Consider the following 24,056-nt stretch of genomic DNA (forward strand, 5'->3'; position numbering starts at 1 on the left):
CGTTCCTCTATTGTGATTTAAAAAAGAACGTGATAGAATATGTTCATTATTATTAATATAAGTAGCGATGACGGACTTATAAGTACTTGCACAAAAGCGATTCAGGGATAGTGAAAGCCTGAAACCGCAAGGAAACGGCAGTCTCGAGCAATACGTGATGAAAGTGGATGCGTCAAATGCGCATCAACTAGGGTGGAACCGCGGGTATATACAAGCTCGTCCCTAGGCATGATTGCCTAGAGACGAGCTTTTTTGTATTTAAAAACTAAAAGCGCAAGCGGCTCGTTCAGAATCGCAGGACATTGGAGCTCTCGATCTTGAAGCGTTCTTTGCTTCGAGCGAGAGAGCGAAATGGCCGGAGATTCTAGCCGCTGGAGCTAGCGGAGATGCCCCGTTTCCAAAGTACCCATCACGTCATCGCCAATACCTTAACTTTCAAAAGGAGGATTTTATTATGTATTCAATGGAACAAGTTGTAAACTTAGCGAAACATCGCGGTTTCGTTTTCCCTGGTTCTGAAATTTACGGTGGTCTTGCAAACACTTGGGATTACGGTCCACTTGGTATCGAATTAAAAAATAACGTTAAAAGAGCTTGGTGGAAAAAATTCATTCAAGAATCTCCATACAACGTTGGTTTAGATGCTGCTATCTTAATGAACCCAAAAACTTGGATCGCTTCTGGTCACGTTGGTAACTTTAATGATCCAATGATCGACTGTAAAAAATGTAAAGCTCGTCACCGTGCTGACAAATTAATTGAAGATGCATTAGATGCAAAAGGCATCGAAATGGTCGTTGACGGTCTTACTTTCGACCAAATGGCTGACTTAATGAAAGAACATGAAGTAAAATGTCCTGATTGCGGTAGTGAAGAGTTCACTGAAATCCGTCAGTTCAACTTAATGTTCAAAACATTCCAAGGTGTTACAGAGTCTAGCACAAACGAAATCTTCCTTCGCCCTGAAACAGCACAAGGTATTTTCGTAAACTTTAAAAACGTACAACGTTCTATGCGTAAGAAACTTCCATTTGGTATCGGCCAAATCGGTAAAAGTTTCCGTAACGAAATCACACCTGGTAACTTCACATTCCGTACACGTGAATTCGAACAAATGGAACTTGAATTCTTCTGTAAACCTGGTGAAGATTTAGAGTGGTTCGCATTCTGGCGCGAAACTTGTAAAAACTGGTTACTTTCACTTGGTATGACTGAAGAAAGTATGCGTCTTCGTGACCACGGTGAAGACGAATTATCTCACTACAGTAACGCAACAACTGATATTGAATTCAGATTCCCATTCGGTTGGGGCGAACTATGGGGCGTTGCATCTCGTACAGACTTCGATTTAAAACGTCACATGGAACACTCTAACGAAGACTTTAACTATATCGATCCACAAACGAATGAGCGTTACGTGCCATACTGCATCGAGCCATCTCTAGGTGCAGACCGTGTAACATTAGCATTCTTATGTGATGCATATGAAGAAGAGCAATTAGAAAACGATTCTCGTACAGTTCTTCGTTTCCACCCTGCTTTAGCACCATATAAAGCAGCTATCTTACCATTATCTAAAAAGCTATCTGAAGGTGCTACTGAAGTATTCGCAGAACTAGCTAAAGACTTCGTGGTAGACTTTGATGAAACTGGTTCTATCGGTAAACGTTACCGTCGTCAAGACGAAATCGGTACACCATTCTGTATCACATACGACTTCGACTCTGTTGAAGACAAAGCTGTTACAGTACGTGACCGTGACACTATGGAACAAGTTCGTATGCCAATTAGCGAACTAAAAGGTTTCTTAGAGAAAAAAATCCAGTTCTAATTAAAAAAAGAGGCAGCTCATAAGAGCCGCCTCTTTTCTATTTTTCACGTTTTTCTTTAATTGCTACTGTACATCTTGAAATACATATTAAATCATCATTTTCATCAATGATACGAATATCCCAAACCATCGTTGAATGCCCTCTATGTATCGGTGTCCCGATTGCTGTTACGATTCCATCTTGCTTTGAGCGAATATGATTTGCATTAATTTCTAATCCAAAACAAATACATTTCTCTTGATCAATTAAATTGTATGAGCCAACACTTGCTACCGTTTCCGCTAACGCGATAGAAGCACCACCATGTAAAAATCCAAACGGCTGATGCGTACGCTCGTCAACAGGCATCGTAGCAACTACTTTATCTTCTGTCATTTCTAACAACTCAATTCCAAGTGAATCCATTAAAGTTTTTGACATATCGTTTCCCCCTTTTCCTCACTTTTAATTAAATGTATATTTTTACCTATTTACTTTCAAACTACCTATAACACTTATATAAGGAGGTTTCACCTAAATGAAACAGAAATTTTGTATACTACTGCTTATGTTCTCCTTGCTCACTATTGTACCAAATTGTACGCATGCAGCCAAAGCATCCAACCTGACAATCAATGTTAAGACTGTAACGCAAAAAGGTAAGAAACCTTATATAGAATATCAAATTAATAGGCCTTCCTTTCACAACTTTTCTGATTCAAAATTTCAAAATAAGCTGAATTCCTATTACAAAAACTCTACTACTAAATTTAAAAGTAAATTAGAAAAAGAAGCGAAGAAATATTATAAAGAAACAGAGGGATCTAGCACACCTTTTCATCCATACGTTGCAAATGTTGACTATAAAGTAGCTTTAAACAAACCACCTTTTCTAAGTCTATATGTGAATTACTATCAATATACAGGCGGAGCGCACGGACTGTATACGTGGAAGGCAAATACATTTGATTTAAATGAAAAAAAATTATTGCACTTAGACGATTTATTTCAACAAGAGGATAAATATAAAGAAATAATTCGCACAGAGATTGTAAGACAAATTAAACAAAATGAAAGCATTTATTTTCCTGATGCAGTCGAAAAAGTAACGAGCACTAAAAAGTTTCACTACTTTTTAGAACCGGATAATCTTGTGATTTATTTCCCTTTATATGAAATTGCTCCTTATTCAAGCGGAATCCCGCAATTTCGTATTCCATACACATTGCTTAGAGACTATTTAAAGCCTTCTTATCAAAATATTTTGATTGACAACAAGTAAATATTTTCGCTACGATAATGTTAACCTAAACACAACCGGAGGTTAACATTATGAAGAAACTTCATGTTTTAGATTTAGCATTAGCTGCCATGTTCGTCGCTCTTATGGCTATTGGTGCAAATATTGTATCTTGGGCACCATTCCTGCAAATAGCGGGCGTTCCATTATCTATGCAACCATTTTTCGCAATTTTAGCAGGGCTTCTTCTGGGAAGTAGACTCGGGGCATTATCAATGACTGTTTACATGCTTGTTGGAGTAGCAGGTGCGCCAATCTTCGCTAACTTCAAAGCTGGTTTTGGAGCACTTTTAGATCCTACTGGTGGTTTTATTATCGCATTTATTATCGTTGCTTACGTATCAGGAAAACTAGTAGAACAAAAAGAACGACCAACATTCAGCACCTTTGCAATTGCTTCTTTCGTCGGAATCATTTTAACGTATATTATCGGTACTACTTATATGTACGGGGCAGTCAATATTTTCATGGGTGGTAATATGAGTTATAAAGCTGCCTGGATGATTATGATGTGGTTTGCAGTAAAGGATATTGCCTTTACAATTATCGGCGCTATTATCGCACCTCGCATATACTATGCTGTACGTCGTTCGGCTTATCAGCGTTCTCATTCGACGATTTCATAATAAAAAAGAGTTATTTCAGTATACTGGAATAACTCTTTTTTATTTTCGACAACATCCGACACAGATTAGAAATAAATTTTGCTATGCTAGTTCGGTAAATCTTACATTGTATACATCTAATTAAAACAATTTTTGGAGGAAAACCAGTGAAACTATCAAAAAACACACTTATTAAAATAGGTGTAGGAGTACTTTCTTTACTTTTTATAATAAGTATAATTAGTGGTTATACATTATATAGAAATAGCGAATTAGGAATGACATATGCGCTTGGAAATGGTCTAGCATTTTTCTTTTTAATTCTTGCTATAATTAGTTTATGCGCGACTTTAATCTTTATTGTCATCGGGTGCATTAAAAAAATCCGAAAAGTACCAGCAAAAAGAACCTTTATAACATCAATAATACTATTTCTTACATCAGTTATATCAATCATTGTTCTTCTCTTTACTATATCCTCAGTAACGAATATGGAGGAAGAATATCAGGCTATTCAAGCTCAAAAGAAAAAAGAAACTGATTACTTAAAAGCTGCAGCATCTTTTTATAACGAAATAGAAATTTTCGAATATTCTGCATCGCATGTGTTATCCGAGTATTCAACTACATGGTCAAACGCAATAGATAGTCGAAATGATTTCAATACTGCACTTAGATCTAAGAAAAAAGAAATTGATGGAATGGTTGTAGCTGTAGATGTATTTTATAACAGCATGGGAAAAGATTTAAGGTTAGTCTCTGAGGCTGCAAAAGAACAGCCAAATAAGTATAAAGAAATCTATGAAGAATATAAAAAAATGTATGGTATTGTAACTGCACTTAATGAACAAGCTCAATCTCCAAGTGGTAGTTTGATTTCATTTAATCAAAATGTTAATGCATTAATTCAGGAATACAAAAAAGCAGCTGGAAATATTAATATCGCTATTACTGATGATATTAAATCAAAAGCTAATGAACTGAAAACCACCGATTAAAACTTAATTTCTAATTAAAGACACTCTCTCCAGAGTGTCTTTTTCTCAAAAAAATCCCCTTTAGATTAAGCAGTAAATGCGTTTCTTTACCGCTCATCCAACAGGGGATTACATCATTATATTAAGACTCTTGCTTCATTTGCTCGTCTAAAATTTTCTTCATCATTACTAGCATATCATCACGTAATTCTGGGTGTTGCAATGCCATTTCAATTGTTGTTTGAACAAATCCTAATTTTTCACCAACGTCATAACGCTTTCCTTCGAAATCATATGCAAATACACGTTGAATTTCATTTAAGCTTTGAATTGCATCCGTTAACTGAATTTCGCCACCCGCTCCAACTTGTTGCTGTTCCAAGAACATAAAGATTTCAGGTGTTAAAATGTAACGTCCCATAATCGCTAAGTTTGAAGGCGCAGTACCTTGCGTTGGTTTTTCAACGAACTTACGAACTTGATAACGACGTCCCTCTTGCTCTAACGGATCAATAATTCCATAGCGATGTGTTTCTGCTTCAGGAACAGTTTGTACACCAATAACAGAAGAAAGTGTTTTGTCATATTCGTCCATTAATTGACGTAAGCATGGTTTTTCAGCTTGAACGATATCATCGCCTAATAATACTGCAAACGGCTCATCACCAATGAATTTACGCGCGCACCAAACAGCATGTCCTAATCCTTTTGGTTCTTTTTGACGAATGTAATGGATATCTACCATTTTAGAAGAAGCTTGTACTTTTTCAAGTAACTCATACTTTTTCTTCTCTAATAAGTTTTGCTCTAATTCAAATGCGTTATCAAAATGATCTTCGATAGAGCGCTTTCCTTTACCAGTAACGATAATAATATCTTCGATGCCTGATTTTACTGCTTCTTCTACGATGTATTGAATTGTTGGTTTATCTACAATTGGAAGCATTTCTTTTGGCATTGCTTTCGTTGCTGGTAAAAAGCGTGTTCCTAATCCCGCTGCCGGGATAATTGCTTTTCTCACTTTTTTCATGACAAATACCCTCGCTTTTCATTCTAATTCTCTTAGTAAAGTGCAAATTTATAACACTCGCTCGTAATAATCCTTTACATCAAACAAAACTATCAGAAAAGAGGAAGCCGTTCTCCTCTTTTCCTATCAGTAGCACTCTATTCTATTATAAACGATTCATAATATCTTCTTTAATAGTAAGTAACTTTTGTTCACTATTCTGTAAGGAATCATCTTGTACACCAAAGTAGAATTTAATTTTCGGCTCTGTTCCAGATGGACGTAAGCAGAACCAAGAACCATCTTCTAATTGATATTTTAACACATTTGATTTCGGTAAGTGAATCTCTTCCTTATCTCCATCTTGTAACATTGTAATGATGCTTTCCTTATAATCCTCAACTGCAACGACTGTTAAACCAGCTACTTCTTTCGGAGGATTCCCGCGGAATGTTGCCATCATCTTTTGAATCTGTTCGGCACCGTCTTTTCCTTTTAACGTTAACGATACAAGGTCCTCACGGAAGAACCCATACTTCTTAAATACTTCTAACAGACCATCATATAACGTTTTACCTTGTGATTTGTAGTATGCAGCTACTTCACATGCAAATAGGACGGATTGAACCGCATCTTTATCACGGCAGAATGGACGGATTAAATAACCATAGCTTTCCTCATAACCGAATTGGAATTCATATTGTCCACTTTCTTCATACTGTCTAATTTTTTCACCGATAAATTTAAATCCAGTTAACGTATCAACTGTATCTAAACCGTATGCTTTTGCGATTGTACGGCCAATTTCAGACGTTACGATTGTTTTTAAAACAACACCGTTTTCTGGAAGAGTCCCGTTTTCCTTCTTTTGTGATAATAAGTAATCAAGCATTAACGCACCTGTTTGGTTACCAGTTAACACTTGGAACTCACCATCTTGATTGCGAACAGCTACACCTAGACGGTCTGCATCAGGATCTGTTGCGATTAACACGTCTGCGCCTACTTTTTCACCGTCGCGAATTGCATACTCAAACGCTGCATGCTCTTCTGGATTTGGTGATTTTACTGTAGAGAAGTTTGGATCTGGTAACTCTTGCTCTTTTACAACTGTTACATCTGTAAATCCAACTTCTTCTAAACCACGACGTACCGAAATATTTGACGTTCCATGTAATGGTGTAAAGACGATTTTTAAATCTTTTCCTACTTCTTTCACCATCTCTTTATTAATAATGACATTGTTCAATTCTGCCGCATATGCATCATCTACTTCTTGTCCAATTATATGTAATAAACCGTCAGCTTTTAATTGCTCAACATCAGCAACTTCAACTGTTAATTCATTTTCTACTGCATTTACGTAGCTAATTAACTCATCAGCTTCTTTTGGAGGCAACTGCCCACCATCTTCACCATATACTTTATAACCGTTATATTCGGGCGGATTATGGCTTGCCGTAAGAACGATTCCACTTACTGTATGTAAATGACGAACTGCGAAAGAAAGCACTGGCGTTGGACGTAAGCTTTCAAATACGTATGTTGTAATACCCTGTGCACCAAGAGTAGCAGCTACTTCCATTGCGAATTCAGGTGATTTATGACGAGAATCATAAGCGACAACAACACCACGTTTTTTCGCGTCTTCACCTAATTTTTCAATAAACCTAGCTAATCCTTTTGTTGCTTTACGAACTGTATATACATTTAAACGGTTCGTACCAGCACCAAGTTCACCACGCATACCACCTGTGCCGAACTCTAGATTTTTATAAAAGCTATCCTCGATTTTCTTCTCATCTTGCTTCATGTTTTCTAGCTGTTCTTTTAATTCTGCGTCTAATTCTGCATATGAAAGCCAGCGACTAAATTCTTGTTTCCAATTCATACTTCCATCTCCTCTCGCCTGTCGTACCTTCATTATATGAAAAAAACAACCTGCATCTCAATATTTTTTAAAATCTAACAGGATTTTACTATAAATATTTGTATACACTATGGTTAAATACTCCACCAAAGGGAATGAGGATTATGCAAGAATGGGGCTTGTCAGAAGAGCTCAAAATAAAAACAAAGCAGATGATTGAAATTGCTGAAAAAGAATTATCAAACATGAAGCATGCAATCGATAAAGAAGATGAATGTATTTTATGTAAAATGGAAGATATTCATCATATGTTAACAAATGTACAGACGTTAGCAGCTACATATTATATTCAAGCATATTTATCACCTTATACGGAAAGTTCACATTTCATCACTACAGCTGTCCAACATTTAAGCGCTCGAAAACACGGTGCTCTTATTATTGTGGAACGAAGTGACACTCTTGATTCTTTCATTCAAACTGGAACGACATTAAACGCACACTTAACCGCTCCACTACTTGAATCGATTTTTTATCCAGGGAACCCTCTTCATGACGGAGCCGTTCTCATTAAAAATAATCATATTGTCTCAGCGGCTAATATTCTTCCATTAACAAAAAGTACAGAAATCAATCCTGAGCTAGGAACACGTCACAGGGCTGCAATTGGCTTATCAGAAAAAAGTGATGCACTTATATTAGTTGTCTCCGAAGAAACAGGGCGTACTTCCTTTGCTTTAAGTGGGACGTTATATACGATTTCCTTATAAGACGAATCTTTCACTGTATGACAGTACAATCGTAAATGAAATTATATTAACCGTAACTCCAAATATATCGACGTTTCGCCAAGGAATATCGACTTACCGACAAAAACTGACAATAGTCATACCATATCAATAAGAAAAGGCTGTCCCAAAAAATTTTGAGACAGCCTTTTCTTCAAAAATTATTCTTCTCCGAAACGCTCAACAAGTGTTGCAAGTGTACGCACCATTGCACCTGTTGCCCCGGCCGGTCCTAAATCATGTGCACCTGTTGTTTCAGATGTTCCAGCGATGTCTAAGTGTACCCATGGTGTTTCTTCTGCAAATTCACCAAGGAATGTCCCAGCCATAACCGCATGTCCTTCACGGCCTGGTGAGTTATTTAAATCAGCAAATTTACTGTTTTTGACACGTTCTTTATCACGTTCAAAAATCGGCAATTGCCAAATTGGTTCATCCGTTTCCATAGAAGCCTCTAACACTTGTTCAAACAATTCTTCATTATTTGTCATTGCCCCTGTTGTATGATTTCCAAGTGCAACAATTACACCGCCTGTTAATGTTGCAACATCAACTAAGTAATTTGCACCAAGTTTCTTTGCATACGTAATACCGTCTGCTAACGCTAGGCGACCTTCTGCATCTGTATTTAATACTTCAATTGTTTTTCCGCTCATAGATGTAATAACATCATCTGGCTTAAATGCTGTACCACTTACAACGTTGTCAGTTGATGGAATAACAGCAATTACATTTTGCTCAGGGCGAAGTTCACCGATGATCTCCATCGCGCCAAGAACAGCTGCAGCGCCGCCCATATCACCTTTCATACCGACCATGCCTTCACGTGGTTTTAAAGAATAACCACCTGTATCGTATGTGATTCCTTTTCCAACAAATCCAATTACATCTTTCCACTCTTCTTTTCCTTTATAAATAAGAGCGATCATTTTAGGTGGCTCTACACTACCTTGATTTACTGCAAGTAATGCACCCATACCAAGCTCTTCCATCTCTTCTTTCTCAAGAACCTTATAATCCATATCGTATTTTTCTGCTAATTCAACTGCATACTCAGCAAGCTTTGTCGCTGTTAATACGTTTGGCGGCATATTTACAAGCGTACGAGCTGAATTCGTTGCACGTCCATGTACGTATCCTACCGTTAATGCTGCTTCAATTTCTTGTGCATCTTCTGCTGTAATAGCAATCAGTTTTTCTAACTCTACTCTTTCTTTTTCATCCGTTTTATATGTTTGTAATCCGTATGTACCAAGGCAATATACTTCCGATGCAATATGAGCTACATCAATCGCGTCTAATTTATCTGTTACGAAAGAGTCAAGTAAGATTGCTGCGTCTTTTACTTTTGCTGATTGTAACGATTTAAAAGCTTTACTAAGAGCCGCACGTAACGTTTCTGTTGTATATGACTCTTTCTTACCTAAACCAACAAAATAATAACGTTTAACATTTGTTTTTCCTAAGCTATGTACTTTTGAAATGGCTTTCTTCTTAGTTGAAAGTTCTTTTTCTTCTAATAAAACTTGTAATTGTCCTTCAAACGCTTTATCCAGTTCTTGTACAAAGCTACTCGTTTTATCTTCTTCAAATAAGGCAACAATTACCGCTTCATGAATTGCTAATTCTTTTTGTACTTGAAACATGTTCAGACCCCCTAAATTTCTCTACGTCCATTATAACTTTATTTTCGATAAAATGCGACAATTCTAAATTCTATCGTTTCATATGAAGATACTATTTCCAATATCTTCTATGGTGAAATAAGACAAGAAAAAAGTCTAGCGTTATTACCACTAGACTATCTTTGTTTTAAATATTGTCCACGAAACACTTGCATCGTTTCGTCTTGATTTAACATCGTTAACTCTTCTTCCGAAAACTTACCATTTCCTATTTTCACTATATACACATTTACTTTTTTCTTACCCCATTGGCTATAAACATCTTTCACCGTATCATAATATAAATCGAGACGATTTCCTTTTATAGCACCGCCCTTATCAGCTACAACACCATATCCGTAACCTGGCACGAATAGAATTGTCCCGAGCGGGAATACGCGCAAGTCAGCAGCGATTGTGGAATATAAATCCCTTTTTGCTTTAACACCTGAATATGTAATGCCATACTCTGGATGCCCCGGTCTCTTTCCAGTTGACTCTATACCTGATGTATAACCAGTTGCAGTCATTTCTATAACACGATATTTAGACCAGTCATTTGCCTGTTCTAAAGCATTTATCACTTCTTTACTTGGAGCAACTTTTTTCTCAATTTCTGCTGCATGTACTTCTTTTGCACTTGTTTCTTCGTATGATTTTATAATCTCTAATAAAGAAACTCCTGTGAAAGCCTTCCATGTTACGCATAATGCGAATGCAAGTAAACAAGTCATCATAATGCGAATACAATATCGTTTTAACATTTTTATATTCCACACTCCTTCATCGTTAATCATTCCCTATACGATGAAGGAATATGCAAAAAAATAATCTCCAAATTGATTGGAGATTAAAACATTTGATATCCACTTTTCCGAAGTTTTTTAATTATAATTCCTGCTAAAGCAGCACCTACTAATCCAGTAGATAGAATAAACACATCTGCGTGTCCTAAATGCGATACACTTGTCCCAAATGAAGAAAATGTTTCTTTTGGCTTTGAAAAATAGTCCCATACACTCGCTTTATTAATAATAAGCATACAAATAATCGGATACACAATAACCATTACCCACGTAGCTCGCAAAATCATATTGAGTAAAAATCCAATTCCAAAAAATAAAATAAAGAACAACATCATTGAAATAAGTAGTACCGGTATACTCACTTCTTCTCCCTCTCCTTCGCATACGCCGTAAACACATGATAAGCCGTATAACCAAACTGCTCTCCTGGATTTAATGTTGTGTCCATTTCAAAATGCGATTCTGCTCTTCCTTCTAATAAATATTTGATGAGTACAGAAGTATTTTGATCATCTGCAATGTTTTCTGGATGTAAAAAAGCTACTTCCGACAATTCTTTCTCCTGTACGATAACGTCTTCTCCCTCTGGCTCTAAAAGAAAAATAATCATATTATCACTAATTTCATTATGAATAACACCTGAGCGAATACCAATAATCCCCTTTACATGAGCAACAATGCCTGTCTCTTCCAAAATTTCACGTTTTACAGCTTCATCAATAGTCTCGCCTTCATTAACAAAACCAGCTGGTAAAGACCATTGCCCTTTTAATCCACCGTATTTCTTCTTAACGAATAGCCATCTCCCATCTTTTGTAGCTACTAAGCCACTGACAGCTAACCACACTTTCCCTCGCTTCCCCATGATGCAACCTCCTCTACCAGAGAGAACAGAATATTCTTTCTTTTTGTATATTATACTATATTTTTAAGTACACTGTGACTTTTCCTTTCTTAGGGTAATGCCCCATTGCCATCAACTTAAAAAATTGGCATTTCCCCATATCGAAAAAAATGAGCTGAATTATTATAAATAACTCTGGAAAGATAAAGTTTTCATTTTGGGGATACTTCAAAATATTAGCCTGATGGACATAGGTATCACCACATGTCCATGGATTAAAGAAAGAGCCTATTATTAAACTGTACCCTACTCTTTGGGTCTGAAGAGGTGTTATAGATGAATGTAAAGACATATAGGGCTCAAGTGTTTTCTTGGTCTAAGGAGGCCAAGGTAGAAATAGTAGAACTCATTTCCGCCGGCATAGGTATGGCCGGACCTGTTTTGTTCGCCACAGTTCTAGGCTATCCCGCTCTTGGTTTTGCTGCATCGGTCGGCAGTTTGGCAGTCAGTAGCGTGAAAGTCGGTTCGAGTTTTATAAATCATGGGAAAAATTTGGCATCAGCGCTGATATCAGTAGTGCTTGCTGCGATTGCTGCTGTTCTCTCTTTCGGACATGGCTATCTAACATTTGGAGTCTTGATCCTGCTGGTAAGCCTTGCTGCGTTAATTGGCGGATATAGTCGTGCCTTGGCGGTGGAAACAACACGCTTTTTCGTATTCCTGATCATCATCCTCAATATGGTCGACCAGACGGAGTACCGGATGGAACTAATTTTTTCAATCTTAGCAGGGGCGATTTGGACCGTTAGTATCAGCTTGGGGCTAGGCATCTGGGTACACCGTTGTTTTAAATCATCGCTGGATGGAGCTGTGAAAGGGCCAACATCGAAAAAAATCATTCTATGGCGGAATTCTCTTGCACACCTATCCGGTTGGCAATTCCCAATCAGGCTCGCATTATGTTTAGGTATAGCTGAGGGATTGCGAATACTTTGGCCCGAGCACCACTTCTATTGGATTGCAATTACCGTAGCGATCCTTACTCAGCGGAAAATAGAACTCTTTCCAATCAAAACAACACAACGAGTGCTTGGTACAGTAATCGGCGTGATTGTTGCGAGTTTGCTTCTTGCAACTAGCCTACCAATTTGGGGGTTAGTTATAAGTATCGGGCTATTCGCGGGTGTTCGACCTCTTCTAAAGGTTCGAAATTATCTTGTATACTCTGCAACCATGATCCCGCTCATTATTTTGATCATGGAAGCCGGCAAGCCGTTCCAGTTTATCATTCTGTTCGACCGTGTATTTGCAACCCTTATCGGTGCAGTCATCGTGATTGCAGTGAACTTGATATTCAGTAGAGCGATGGCGAAATTAGTGTAAAGGTGGTTATCTAGCGAAAGATACTTTAATATTTCGGGTATCTTTTCTAGTTGAACAAAATCCCCCTAAAATGAAAAAATACGCTATTCTTTCTGTAGAATCATAAGAAAGGATGGCGTTTTTGTATGTCTATTTCTGTATCTGATGAATTACAACTATTTGCTAAAAAACTATATGGAAGGGAAAGTAAGTATGAAAAAAACGAAACAGTGGCCTGGCGAATCTGCATTTTCTTTCTTCGGAAACGCAATTATTCTATATGTAATTTCTTTCACTTTTCACCCTCTTTTTATTACTATATCGAAAACGTGTATTATACAAAAAAAGCAGAAACAGCTCATAGCCGTTTCTGCTTTTTCTACTATATATTAAAAGAACTTCAATTTACCTTTTTTAAGAACTAATAAAGGTCCGCCTAGTAAGAATAAGTAACGGTTGTCGATTACTTTCTTCATGAATGAAGCTTTCCAACCTGTTAACTTTTTACCCATAACAACGCCCATTGCATCGTCATGACCTAATGAACATACAGATCCTTTATTATCAAATGCAAACTTTTTCATTTCGCCTTTACCGCGAACTAACACAGTTAAATTGTGTGCAATGTTATAACCTTCTTGAATTGCAATCTGTGCTGTTGGTGGGTATGGACGGTTAATCTCCTCATTGATGATTAACGCTGCGTCACCAACCATGAATACATCTTCATGACCCGGAGCGTGCATGTACTCATCCACTTTAATACGTCCGCGCATTGCTTCAAATCCAGACTCTTCCACAATACCGTTACCACGAACACCTGCAGCCCAAACTACAGTTTCAGATTTAAGAAGTTCTGCATCATCACCGTTTGCAACGATAATACCTTCTTCAGTTGCTTCCTTAATTGCTGTACCGATGCGGAATTCTACACCTTTTTTCTCAAGTTGTTTTACAGCGTACTCTACTAATGCTGGATCGAAACCAGGAAGTGCTGTTGGAGCAGCTTCTACACAGATGATACGTGCTTTTTCACGTGGAACGTCGTACTCTTTGCAAAGTGCAGGAATACGGTTTGCAAGCTCACCTACGTACTCGATACCAGTAAATCCAGCGCCACCAACAACGATTGTTACTAACTCATCGCGTTTTTCAGTCGCATATTGAGCGAATTTTTCTTCCATATGCTCACGAATTTGACGAGTTGCATTAATGTTAGTGATTGAGAATGCATGCTCTTTTAATCCTTTAATTCCGAACGTTTCTGATTCGAAACCAAGACCGATTACTAAGTAATCATACTCTAATTCACCATCTTTTAAGATAATACGTTTTTCGGCAGCTTTAATCTCTACTACTGTATCTTGTACAAAGTTCACTTTATTTGTATCGATAACGTCTTGAATATCTAGACAGATTTTATCATCTTGTAATGTACCAGCTGCACTCTCATGTAACCAAGTTGCTTGGTAGTGATAGCTGTTGTTGTTTACTAACGTAATTTCAGCTTCACTTACAGATAATGTTTTTTGCAGACGAACAGTCGTAATCATCCCGCCATAACCTGCACCTAAAACTACGATTTTTGGAGTCTTCACCAAATCACAACCCTTTTCTTTATATAATAGTAATTAAAAATAATACCAAGTACTAAAAACTCTATTTGTCAAGAATGTGGAATTTATCACATTCTATATCATAACAAAACGTAGTCAAAAAATCGTACGAAATTTGTCATAGAAATTTAACATAATACTTCCCTATATTAGTCGGTTTCATTCCATAATTCAAGCACCTAGAGAATTATCAATATTTTAAAATAACATAGCGTTTTCAAGGGTTTTTTAGCCTTTTTTTCATGTATTTTCCTTTCGCTATATTTTATACGATTCTAAAACATCTATGCGCAAACTTACTTATTATTCAGTCGTTTTCAGAAGTATTATTAACTGAAATATGCTATCATTTATTTGAAAGTGTCATCATTTGCAGGATTTTCGTGTACATATGAACAATATATGAAATCAATATTAAAATTCCATCTATAGGGGGAATGAAAGTGACAGAAAATCAAAAAGTTTACGACATAACGATTATTGGTGGTGGCCCAACAGGACTATTCACTGCATTTTATGGCGGAATGAGACAAGCAAGTGTAAAAATTATTGAAAGCTTACCTCAACTTGGAGGGCAATTATCCGCACTATATCCCGAAAAATATATTTATGATGTAGCTGGATTCCCAAAAGTGCGTGCACAAGAGTTAGTTGATAACTTAAAAGAGCAAATGAAGAAATTTGATCCAACTGTTTGCTTAGAGGAAGCTGTTGATACGCTTGAAAAACAAGCTGACGGTATATTTAAACTTGTTACAAATAAACAAACTCACTACTCTAAATCTGTCATTATTACTGCTGGTAATGGTGCTTTCCAACCACGCCGCTTAGAATTAGAAGGTGGGGCAAAATACGAAAAGAAAAACTTACATTATTTCGTTGATGATATGAATAAATTTGCTGGAAAACGCGTCGTTGTATTCGGCGGCGGTGACTCAGCAGTAGATTGGACAATGATGTTAGAACCGATTGCGGACAAAGTTACAATTGTTCATCGCCGTGATAAATTCCGTGCACATGAACATAGCGTAGAAAGCTTAATGAATTCCCGTGCAGAAGTAAGCACACCTTACGTTCCAGTTGAACTCATCGGTGATGATACTATTGAACAAGTTGTTCTTCAGCACGTAAAAACAGAAGAAAAAGTTATCATCGATGTTGATGACGTAATCGTAAACTACGGCTTCGTTTCTTCGCTTGGTCCAATTAAAAATTGGGGCTTAGATATTCAAAAGAACAGCATCCTCGTGAACTCAAAAATGGAAACAAATATTCCTGGCATTTACGCTGCTGGTGACATTTGTACATATGAAGGAAAAGTAAAACTCATTGCTTGCGGCTTTGGTGAAGCACCGACAGCAGTAAACAATGCAAAAGCTTACTTCGATCCAAACGCAAAACTTCAACCAATGCACAGCTCAAGTATGTTTTAATATAGAAATGAAAAGAACTCTTTTTACATGAAAGGAGTTCTTTTCATACTCTCTCCTTCTCCTAACTAAAATACATTCCAATTTTATAAAAAACACTACTTCCTTCCAAAATATGTTACAATAAAACAAGAACGTATGTTTCGTTTAATAAAGGGAGGTTTTATTAATGAAAGAACCTATTATCGTAAAAAAAGAAGCTTTCCAAGCAATCGGTGTCTCTATTACGACGACTAACGAAAAAGAAGCATCGACTGAGGGAAGGATTCCAATGCTTTGGAATCGCTACTTTCAAGAACAAATCATGCATCAAATTCCAAATCAACAAACAAAAGAAACATTCGCCTTCTATTCAAACTACGAATCAGATGAAACTGGTACGTATCAATTTACGATTGGTATGCCTGTTTCTTCATTAGAAGACGTTCCTGAAAATATGACAACTTTAACAATACCTGCTACTACGTATGCGGTATTTACAACGAGAAAGGGACCAGTTTCTGAAGTCGTTTGCGAGGCTTGGGAATATATTTGGCAATGGTCGAAAGAAAACAAACGTGCCTTTACAACAGATTTCGAACTGTATGATGAAAAAGCAACAGATCCAAATAACGTACAATTGAATATTTATATTGCATTAGCCTAAAACATTAAAAAGAAGATGCCCTTGGTATCTTCTTTTTTTGTCGTGAAATAGCCACTGTGCAAATTCATTATTATTGTCTACAATGAGAAAGTGCAGTATAGAACTATTAGAAACTGTATAAAACGATTGTTAATAGGTTTTTTAGTCTAAAATCGGTACATAGAAAGGAAGCAATATGGAGGAACTACAACAAAATAAATCTGCTTTAGAAGGAAGCGGAAAACCGTTATTAAAAAATACAAACTTCCTTTTTCTTTGGGCAGCTACTCTCTTTTCAAGTTTTGCTTTAGCCTTTTTTACTTTTTCACAAACATGGTACATAGCAAAAACATTAAACCTTGAGGCTTCACTCGGTATTGTTTTCGTGGCTCTTAGTGTTCCAAGGCTCATCTTTATGATTATCGGCGGAGCATTAGCTGATAAATTCCCGAAAAAAAACATTATGTTTTATTCTAATATTATTCGCGCTATTCTTGTCGCAACCATTCTCACCTGGTTCATCGTCGGTGATGTAACACTATATACATTTGCCTTGTTCGCTTTGTTCTTCGGACTTGCTGACGCTTTCTTCTGGTCAGCCGATGGATCTATTCTGCCTGAACTCGTAGAAAAAAGCCGTTTAACACAAGCAAATTCACTTACTCAAATGACAAACCAAGCATCTGTCATTTTAGGACCTGTACTTGGCGGTATTCTCATTAAATTTACGAACTATGAAACGATTTTTTCAATTACAATCCTGCTACTCATTATCGCTGCAATACTCGTTCAAAAAATACAATTTACCGTACCCGAAAAAAATGAAACAGACAAAGGCATGTTCACTTCTATTAAAGAAGGAATCTTATACGTAAAGGAATCACCATTCCTTTCAACTTTCCTGATTTGTAGCGCCTTTCTAAACTTATTTTTAATCGGTCCGATGCAAGTCGGTTTCCCGCTTTTTGTTAAAAACGTTCTGCACGGTGATTCACTTCAGTTTAGTTACTTAGAAGCATCTGTCGGCGGCGGAATGGCAATAGGAGCTGTCATTGTCGGGTTAAAAAACATTAACCGCAGACGTGGTCTATTTTGTATTATCATGATGCTACTGTCTGGTGTATTCTTCTTATCCATCAACTTTAGCACTGTACTTTGGCAAGCTCTATTAGCTGGAATGTTTTACGGTATTACAATTGCGATGGCTATCGTTCCACTTATGGCAATGATCCAATCAACAGTAAAAGAAGAGATGATGGGACGCGTTATGAGTTTACTCATGCTTTCATCGATGGGATTCATTCCGCTCTCTTACGCATTTACATCGCTTGCACTTGGGATCGGCATTCCAATTGTAACGGTTATGAAAAGCGGCGCAATTGCTGTTATCGTCTTCGTACTATTTGTAGCGATTCGTGTTCCAGTTGTAAGGAAATTCGATTAGCTACTAAGAGTCATGTATTATACGCATGACTCTTTTTTAAATGGATCGAATAACGGTATTCCCTTACTTCTCCTTAATGCCGCTCCCCACTCTAATCCAATTTCTAAAAATAAATCTCGCATCGTACTATACAACAGTGCTCCAACATCTTTACGAATTTCTCCGTACTTATACGCTCTCACAACACTTTTAGCCCGCCAAATGAAACTTCCATTCACTTCTTCATCAGCTAATATTTGCTCTAGTAAAACACCTTGCTCTAGTAGGCCACTCTTTTTATACGCAAGTTCTACTTTACTCCACAGTATGTTAATCTTCTTCGGGTTACTCGTCATCGGCACAAGCGCGTATATAAAAGGCTTTGGTATATCGTGACGACAATACGTTTCATCAAGCTCGTACGTTATTTTTTTTTTCTCTTTTATTTGTGGAATGTTTTTAAAAAGAACTGTTTCCCCCTCACATTTTTGCTCCTTTCCGCTACAGCCAGCTGCATGATCCTCATTTTCACATGCGGACATTTTCATACGGTCATCCATGCGGTCAATCGCAGATGTAAGAAATACATATAAGTTTGCACTGTACCCACCGCGCTTATGTCTTTCTTTTGTCATAACACGTTTAATAATTCCTAGTTCCTCTAATTTTGCAATCGAGCGGCGTACCGTACGAATACTCTTTCCAATATTCGTCGCAATTGTCTCCATTAACGGACAAGCAACACCAACTGTTTCGTTCTTCTCATTAACCGCATACTTCCCTAAAAAATGAATAACGATAGAATCCGTTTTATTCAATTGAAATCGATAGCACTTCAAAACTTGTTTTTGATATACATTAAACTCTTCTTTACTTCGAAATTCACTATATGGTTTCATTAAATTATATAAGCTTCCCATTTTTATCACCTCATTTATAGGTAAGAGTCAGGAAGAGAAATTGGCGTGATATTTAATATTTTTTTACTGGAGATGAAAATATGATCGTAATTAGCGCTTGTTTAGGTGGCATTGCTTGTCGTTATGACGGCAACGATAATCTCGTTTCAAAAATAGAAGAGTTATTACAAAGGGAAGACACCATCCTCGTTTGCCCCGAAGTATTGGGCGGTTTACCTACACCACGCCCTTCTGCTGAAATTATCGGTGGTAATGGTGATGACGTTTTAGATGGAAAAGCAAAAGTGATGACGAAAGAAGGCCAAGATATCACGGAGGCTTTCGTGCGTGGTGCTTATAAAGCATTAGAACAAATAAAAGGTTTAAACCCAGAATATATAATTTTAAAAGAACGTAGTCCATCTTGTGGTAGTTCCACTATTTACACAGGGGAATTTAACGGCAATAAACAAACTGGCTACGGGGTAACAACGGCTTTATTTAAAAGACATGGATTTAAAGTCATTTCAGAAGAGGATTTTGAGAACGAAAAAAGGAATTGACCATGATCGTCAATTCCTTTTCTTCACTACTTATTTCACACCTAATTTTTCTTTCACTTTCGCAGGAAGCTCGTCCTTTTTCACTTCTTCCCAAGCTGATACACCTTTTTTATCTGAGTGGTATGCACGTAGAAATGCTTCTTTGCGCAGATTCTTTTGAGCATTAAATTCTAATTCTTTCTCTTTACCTTCTTTATCAAATCCAGTTAACTTGTACTCAAAATATTTGTATGGCTTACCGTCATCAGACTTCTCATTTTTTTCGATTCCATCAGTTGTAATTTGAACGTAGTACTCATCTTTACCCATACGGTTTAAATCACAGCCAACTAACAGACTTGCAAATACAACTAAAATACTAAACAGTGCAATGTATCTTTTCATTTCCTTCACCTCATATGTTTTTTCTTATATTCTTATCTTAAAGCCTGGGCTTTAAAGAAGAAATTCAAAAACATGACATGAACATTACACTTTTGTAAGATAATAAACTAAAACTTTAATCAGTGTTTTTTTCATTGAAAACGTTATTGGTACTCATTTAGCCTAGTCATGACAATCTATTAACGCCAATAACGTCTTCCACTTGTCACGAATCTTATCACGTAATTTTCTTATACCTCTTATTACACCCTCTATTACGCACTCTATTATGATATCTATTACAAGATAACTTACGAATCTAATTATAGGTTTAATCACATATCTTCCTATGAATTCAAAAATATCATCAATCTTGTGTCTCCTTCTTCTTGCATATATTCGCTATCTTTGACATGCTCTTTTTCTTTTTGAACGGCAAAAGAAAAGACCTTCCCAACGATTTGATTTCATCGCTAAGAAGGTCTTTATATGCAATCTACCCATTCAATTTCCGCTTAGAATAATGGAATGAAAAAACTTAGCACTCTTCCGGCTTACCAGCATTCGACGCTGTACGGAAAGATGATCCACATCCACATGATGCGATCGCATTTGGATTGTCGATTGTGAATCCGCCGCCAAGCATAGATTGCTTATAGTCAACTTTCACTCCTTTAACAATCGGAGCACTTTCTTTATCGATAACAAATTCAACACCGAAAAACTCAAGAACTGTGTCGTCTTCTTTTGGTTCTACTTCAAATCCTAAGCCGTAAGAAAGACCGCTACATCCGCCGCCGTGTACAGCAAGGCGCACATACTTCTCTCCATCTTCAGCATCTTTTAACATATCTTTAATTTGAAAAGCTGCTTGTTCTGTTACTTCAATCATGAAATACACCTTCCTTTCTGTTCTCATTCTATTATACATCTTTACGCTTCTATCTTGTAATCATACACTCCGCGGCAAATTACTTCTGCTGGTCCTTTCATTAACACATTACCTTCTTCTGTCCATGCAATCATTAAATCGCCACCAGCTAAATGAACTGTAATTTCTTTACCACGTTCCATTTTTCCATTTAAAATAGCCGCAACAACAGCTGCGCATGCTCCTGTCCCGCAAGCTTGTGTTACACCAGATCCACGTTCCCAAACGCGGAAATTCATCTCTTCATCATTCAAAATCTCGATGAATTCAACATTCACTCGCTCTGGGAACATTTCATGTGTCTCAAGAACTGGTCCTAACGTTGTAAGAGGCGCTTTTTCTACATCATCAACAAAAATAACCGCATGTGGATTCCCCATTGAAACAGCTGTAAATGCATAACGGTGATTATTGTATAAGAAATTTTCACGAATAAATGGTGTTTCTCCTTCACCAAGCATCGGTATTTCTTCACGCGTTAAACGAGGTGCTCCCATGTCGATTTTCGCTAATGTAACTTTGTCATCTTCTACCGTTACTTCTGCCGTAACAATACCAGCTAACGTTTCAATTGTGAAAACTTTACCTTCTACTAGTTTATGCTCATACGCATATTTGGCTACGCAGCGTAAACCATTTCCACAGCTCTTTCCTTCTGAACCATCGTTATTAAACATGCGCATTTTTACTGGTGCCACATCAGAAGGACAAATTAAAATCATTCCATCTGCACCAATACCAGTATTAATATTTGAAACCTTTTCCGCTACAAGTGCTAAATCTTCTTCTCTAATTTGTTCCTCAAACATATTTACATATATATAACTATTTCCAAGACCATGCATTTTTGTAAAAGAAAATTGGCTCATTTTTATTCACTCCAAAAATAATTTATTATTTCAAGTATAAAATGCATGCTTTTAGAACACAATATGAATGTCCCCCGTTTCTCATATTTGACAGCGTTTTGGCAATAAGCCGTTCTTACACAAATCGTGTAAGAAAAAAGCCCTTCTAAAAGGGCCTTTTTTTTTCGAAATAAACACTCCTAATAAAGTGAAACTTTAATCGGTGGGGATTTTGTTCATCCCCCACTGATTATTAGCCCGCACCAATCGAGCTTTTACGGGCAGCAGGGCTTCAATCTAACTTCTTTGCTTCAGCTGAATTTTGAGGTGGGAGTCTTACTGCCCACAAATAGCGGGATAAATGAAAAAAGAAAAACGTTGCCTGTTTGCAACGCTTTAAAACATTGGATTTTCATCCATATAATCATATACATTATTTACAAGTTCTTCTACTGTTGCACCTTGTACAACTTCACCATTTACAAGTGCAAATGGACCTTCAAAACAGATACCACAATATCCTAAACAACCATATTCCATTACATCTAAATTAGGATCTTTTTCTAACTTCTCTAAAGCTGCTTGCGAACCGCTCGCAAGGTTACCTACACAAAATTCGATTAATGGTTTAATCAAAACTCTCCCCCCCCTGTATCTCTAAACAAATTACCATTTACTTTAATAGGCACGAAGTACATACCTAATTTGTGAAACGGATAAGTAACCCTCTCTACTTGTTACCATTCCACTTTATTTATAAGAAGAAAACTAAGCTGTTTCTTGTTGTTTTCGTTATATATTCTAAACCGTTTAGTTACTTCACTATTTCACTTCACAATAGATAGTCTTCTTTATATAACATACTACTCATAATGAAATAGTAAATAGAAAATGAAAACAGTTTACTTTACTTTTCTTCTTATTGTACAACAGAGTATTCATTCATGCATTGTTATTTGTTCACAAATTCGATATAATTTGATTGAGTAAAGTCGAAATATTTTATTAATATAAAATTGTATGATTAGGGGATATTTCAACAGAAAAGGGGTAATCCATCATGAAACACCTCGTAATACTGGGTGGTGGCTACGGTGGAATGAGAATTCTGCAGCGGCTACTTCCAAGCAACCAACTTCCAGATGATGTACAAGTGACATTAATCGACAAAGTACCATATCATTGCTTCAAAACTGAATATTATGCATTAGTGGCGGGTACAATTTCAGAAACACATATTCGCATACCGTTTCCTGAGCACCCACGTCTTAATATTCAATATGGCACAATCACAAATATTGATCTTGAAACGAAAGCCGTTCATCTCGATGGAGGTGAAACAATCCAATATGATGATTTAATTATCGGACTTGGCTGTGAAGATAAATATCATAACGTTCCTGGGGCGAAGGAATATACACATAGCCTACAATCGATTGAACAAACACGTAAGACATATGAACAATTAAATAGTCTAGAACCAAATGCAACAGTAGCTGTCGTTGGCGCTGGCTTAAGTGGCGTTGAAGTGGCAAGTGAACTTCGTGAAAGCCGTTCTGATTTAAAAATCTATTTATTTGATAGAAAAGATAGAATTTTATTCCCATATCCAGAGAAATTAAGTAGATATGTAGAAGAATGGTTTATAAAACATAACGTTACCATTATACGAAACTCTAACATTACAAAAGTGGAACCAAATATTGTATACAACCATGAGGAACCACTTGAATGTGATGCAATCGTCTGGACAGCTGGTATTCAAGCAAATGCAGTTGTTCGAAACCTTCCAGTTGAACAAGATGGTAGCGGACGGGTTGTTTTAACAAAATATCACAATATTCCAAATAACGAGCACGTTTATGTTGTAGGAGATTGTGCAGCACTTCCACATGCACCATCTGCTCAACTTGCTGAAGGTCAAGGAGAGCAAATTGTCCAAATATTATTAAAATGTTGGAATAATGAACCACTTCCTGATGAACTGCCTGTTATTAAATTAAAAGGTGTTCTCGGTTCTCTCGGCAAAAAACACGGATTTGGTTTACTAGCAAACCAACCATTAATGGGGCGTGTACCGCGATTATTAAAATCCGGTCTTCTTTGGATGTACAAATATCATAATGGTTAATACTTTAAAGGCTGCCTACATAGTAGACAGCCTTTTTCTATTCATTTTTTTAAAAATAACTTTCTCAATATAGATTCACAAAATTTTTCCATTTTAATATTAAAAACTATCGATGAAAAGTGTATGCTATTTGTAAGTTGTTTTATTATTTCCCTTAGGACCGAATGCGTTCGGTCTTATTTTTTATGTAA

Annotated in this window: 26 protein-coding genes; 12 read left to right on the forward strand and 14 right to left on the reverse strand. The window is 36.8% G+C overall.

The genetic code is table 11. From position 1 onward, the window contains the following. Nucleotides 1–454 precede the first annotated feature (454 nt). Nucleotides 455–1,831: a glycine--tRNA ligase gene (locus KPL75_RS11255; RefSeq protein WP_219920709.1), complete on the forward strand. Its 1,377-nt coding sequence runs from the start codon at nt 455–457 to the stop codon at nt 1,829–1,831. Nucleotides 1,832–1,868: 37 nt separating this feature from the next. Here the strand turns inward: KPL75_RS11255 and KPL75_RS11260 are convergent, their stop codons facing one another. Further along, a complete protein-coding gene (locus tag KPL75_RS11260; RefSeq protein ID WP_219920710.1) occupies nt 1,869–2,252 on the reverse strand; it encodes a hotdog fold thioesterase in 384 nt (127 codons plus the stop codon). Nucleotides 2,253–2,349: 97 nt separating this feature from the next. Here KPL75_RS11260 and KPL75_RS11265 point away from each other — a divergent pair, with 97 nt between their 5' ends. The 3 genes from KPL75_RS11265 (at nt 2,350) to KPL75_RS11275 (ending at nt 4,714) form a co-directional block, all read left to right on the forward strand. Then, nucleotides 2,350–3,093: a DUF3298 and DUF4163 domain-containing protein gene (locus tag KPL75_RS11265; RefSeq protein ID WP_219920711.1), complete on the forward strand. Its 744-nt coding sequence runs from the start codon at nt 2,350–2,352 to the stop codon at nt 3,091–3,093. Between the two features lie 50 nt (nt 3,094–3,143). Further along, nucleotides 3,144–3,737: a biotin transporter BioY gene (locus KPL75_RS11270; protein ID WP_219920712.1), complete on the forward strand. Its 594-nt coding sequence runs from the start codon at nt 3,144–3,146 to the stop codon at nt 3,735–3,737. A 146-nt stretch (nt 3,738–3,883) separates the two neighbouring features. Further along, complete coding sequence (locus KPL75_RS11275; protein WP_219920713.1) at nt 3,884–4,714, forward strand: MFS transporter; 831 nt, start codon at nt 3,884–3,886, stop codon at nt 4,712–4,714. Between the two features lie 121 nt (nt 4,715–4,835). On the opposite strand, the gene galU is transcribed toward KPL75_RS11275, so the two are convergent. Together galU and KPL75_RS11285 are read right to left on the reverse strand one after the other, a co-directional pair. Beyond that, nucleotides 4,836–5,723, reverse strand: a complete 888-nt coding sequence (gene galU, locus KPL75_RS11280) for a UTP--glucose-1-phosphate uridylyltransferase GalU (protein ID WP_219920714.1) — start codon at nt 5,721–5,723, stop codon at nt 4,836–4,838. A 145-nt stretch (nt 5,724–5,868) separates the two neighbouring features. Next, on the reverse strand, nt 5,869–7,593 hold the full coding sequence (locus tag KPL75_RS11285) for a phospho-sugar mutase (RefSeq protein ID WP_219920715.1): 1,725 nt from the start codon (nt 7,591–7,593) through the stop codon (nt 5,869–5,871). A 143-nt stretch (nt 7,594–7,736) separates the two neighbouring features. Between KPL75_RS11285 and cdaS the strand changes: the two genes are divergently transcribed. Next, the gene (cdaS, locus tag KPL75_RS11290) at nt 7,737–8,342 is read left to right on the forward strand and encodes a sporulation-specific diadenylate cyclase CdaS (RefSeq protein ID WP_219920716.1); all 606 of its coding nucleotides are present in this window, start codon (nt 7,737–7,739) and stop codon (nt 8,340–8,342) included. 179 nt (nt 8,343–8,521) lie between these two features. Here the strand turns inward: cdaS and pepA are convergent, their stop codons facing one another. The 4 genes from pepA to KPL75_RS11310 form a co-directional block, all read right to left on the reverse strand. After that, nucleotides 8,522–10,006, reverse strand: coding sequence for a cytosol aminopeptidase (gene pepA / locus KPL75_RS11295; RefSeq protein ID WP_219920717.1), 1,485 nt, complete (start codon nt 10,004–10,006; stop codon nt 8,522–8,524). 155 nt (nt 10,007–10,161) lie between these two features. Then, on the reverse strand, nt 10,162–10,788 hold the full coding sequence (locus KPL75_RS11300) for a 3D domain-containing protein (RefSeq protein WP_002145104.1): 627 nt from the start codon (nt 10,786–10,788) through the stop codon (nt 10,162–10,164). A gap of 86 nt (nt 10,789–10,874) precedes the next feature. Continuing rightward, nucleotides 10,875–11,192 (reverse strand): YuiB family protein, encoded by a 318-nt coding sequence (locus KPL75_RS11305; RefSeq protein ID WP_002089308.1) that lies wholly within the window; start codon nt 11,190–11,192, stop codon nt 10,875–10,877. Next, nucleotides 11,189–11,695, reverse strand: coding sequence for an NUDIX hydrolase (locus KPL75_RS11310; RefSeq protein WP_219920718.1), 507 nt, complete (start codon nt 11,693–11,695; stop codon nt 11,189–11,191). The genes KPL75_RS11305 and KPL75_RS11310 overlap by 4 nt, the downstream gene beginning before the upstream one ends. Before the next feature lie 315 nt (nt 11,696–12,010). Between KPL75_RS11310 and KPL75_RS11315 the strand changes: the two genes are divergently transcribed. Together KPL75_RS11315 and KPL75_RS11320 are read left to right on the forward strand one after the other, a co-directional pair. Then, complete coding sequence (locus KPL75_RS11315) at nt 12,011–13,057, forward strand: FUSC family protein (protein ID WP_219920719.1); 1,047 nt, start codon at nt 12,011–12,013, stop codon at nt 13,055–13,057. 192 nt (nt 13,058–13,249) lie between these two features. Further along, nucleotides 13,250–13,429 (forward strand): hypothetical protein, encoded by a 180-nt coding sequence (locus tag KPL75_RS11320; protein ID WP_219920720.1) that lies wholly within the window; start codon nt 13,250–13,252, stop codon nt 13,427–13,429. Here KPL75_RS11320 and KPL75_RS11325 read toward each other — a convergent pair. Continuing rightward, complete coding sequence (locus KPL75_RS11325) at nt 13,426–14,634, reverse strand: NAD(P)/FAD-dependent oxidoreductase (RefSeq protein WP_016096626.1); 1,209 nt, start codon at nt 14,632–14,634, stop codon at nt 13,426–13,428. The two genes, KPL75_RS11320 and KPL75_RS11325, sit on opposite strands and share 4 nt — an antisense overlap. A 461-nt stretch (nt 14,635–15,095) precedes the next feature. Here KPL75_RS11325 and KPL75_RS11330 point away from each other — a divergent pair, with 461 nt between their 5' ends. From KPL75_RS11330 to KPL75_RS11340, 3 genes are all read left to right on the forward strand, one after another. Further along, nucleotides 15,096–16,085, forward strand: a complete 990-nt coding sequence (locus KPL75_RS11330) for an NAD(P)/FAD-dependent oxidoreductase (RefSeq protein WP_002145100.1) — start codon at nt 15,096–15,098, stop codon at nt 16,083–16,085. Nucleotides 16,086–16,251: 166 nt separating this feature from the next. After that, nucleotides 16,252–16,728 carry a GyrI-like domain-containing protein gene (locus KPL75_RS11335; protein WP_002112609.1) on the forward strand — a complete coding sequence of 159 codons (477 nt, stop codon included), beginning with the start codon at nt 16,252–16,254 and terminating at the stop codon, nt 16,726–16,728. A gap of 175 nt (nt 16,729–16,903) precedes the next feature. Then, nucleotides 16,904–18,151 carry an MFS transporter gene (locus KPL75_RS11340; protein ID WP_063218127.1) on the forward strand — a complete coding sequence of 416 codons (1,248 nt, stop codon included), beginning with the start codon at nt 16,904–16,906 and terminating at the stop codon, nt 18,149–18,151. Between the two features lie 17 nt (nt 18,152–18,168). On the opposite strand, the gene KPL75_RS11345 is transcribed toward KPL75_RS11340, so the two are convergent. Next, nucleotides 18,169–19,050, reverse strand: a complete 882-nt coding sequence (locus KPL75_RS11345) for a helix-turn-helix domain-containing protein (RefSeq protein ID WP_219920721.1) — start codon at nt 19,048–19,050, stop codon at nt 18,169–18,171. An 80-nt stretch (nt 19,051–19,130) separates the two neighbouring features. Here KPL75_RS11345 and KPL75_RS11350 point away from each other — a divergent pair, with 80 nt between their 5' ends. After that, nucleotides 19,131–19,592: a 2-thiouracil desulfurase family protein gene (locus KPL75_RS11350; protein ID WP_219920722.1), complete on the forward strand. Its 462-nt coding sequence runs from the start codon at nt 19,131–19,133 to the stop codon at nt 19,590–19,592. Nucleotides 19,593–19,622: 30 nt separating this feature from the next. Here the strand turns inward: KPL75_RS11350 and KPL75_RS11355 are convergent, their stop codons facing one another. From KPL75_RS11355 to KPL75_RS11370, 5 genes are all read right to left on the reverse strand, one after another. After that, complete coding sequence (locus KPL75_RS11355; protein ID WP_219920723.1) at nt 19,623–19,985, reverse strand: YxeA family protein; 363 nt, start codon at nt 19,983–19,985, stop codon at nt 19,623–19,625. 153 nt (nt 19,986–20,138) lie between these two features. Then, nucleotides 20,139–20,327 carry a hypothetical protein gene (locus tag KPL75_RS27800; RefSeq protein WP_375141026.1) on the reverse strand — a complete coding sequence of 63 codons (189 nt, stop codon included), beginning with the start codon at nt 20,325–20,327 and terminating at the stop codon, nt 20,139–20,141. A 166-nt stretch (nt 20,328–20,493) separates the two neighbouring features. After that, complete coding sequence (locus KPL75_RS11360; protein ID WP_000573823.1) at nt 20,494–20,847, reverse strand: HesB/IscA family protein; 354 nt, start codon at nt 20,845–20,847, stop codon at nt 20,494–20,496. A 41-nt stretch (nt 20,848–20,888) separates the two neighbouring features. Then, nucleotides 20,889–21,755 (reverse strand): diaminopimelate epimerase, encoded by an 867-nt coding sequence (dapF, locus tag KPL75_RS11365; protein ID WP_219920724.1) that lies wholly within the window; start codon nt 21,753–21,755, stop codon nt 20,889–20,891. Nucleotides 21,756–22,130: 375 nt separating this feature from the next. After that, nucleotides 22,131–22,370 (reverse strand): YuzB family protein, encoded by a 240-nt coding sequence (locus KPL75_RS11370; RefSeq protein ID WP_002015892.1) that lies wholly within the window; start codon nt 22,368–22,370, stop codon nt 22,131–22,133. 424 nt (nt 22,371–22,794) lie between these two features. Here KPL75_RS11370 and KPL75_RS11375 point away from each other — a divergent pair, with 424 nt between their 5' ends. Next, nucleotides 22,795–23,865: an NAD(P)/FAD-dependent oxidoreductase gene (locus KPL75_RS11375; RefSeq protein ID WP_219920725.1), complete on the forward strand. Its 1,071-nt coding sequence runs from the start codon at nt 22,795–22,797 to the stop codon at nt 23,863–23,865. The last annotated feature ends 191 nt before the right edge of the window (nt 23,866–24,056 follow it).

The sequence above is a fragment of the Bacillus sp. NP247 genome, from assembly GCF_018966865.1.
Classification (GTDB): domain Bacteria; phylum Bacillota; class Bacilli; order Bacillales; family Bacillaceae_G; genus Bacillus_A.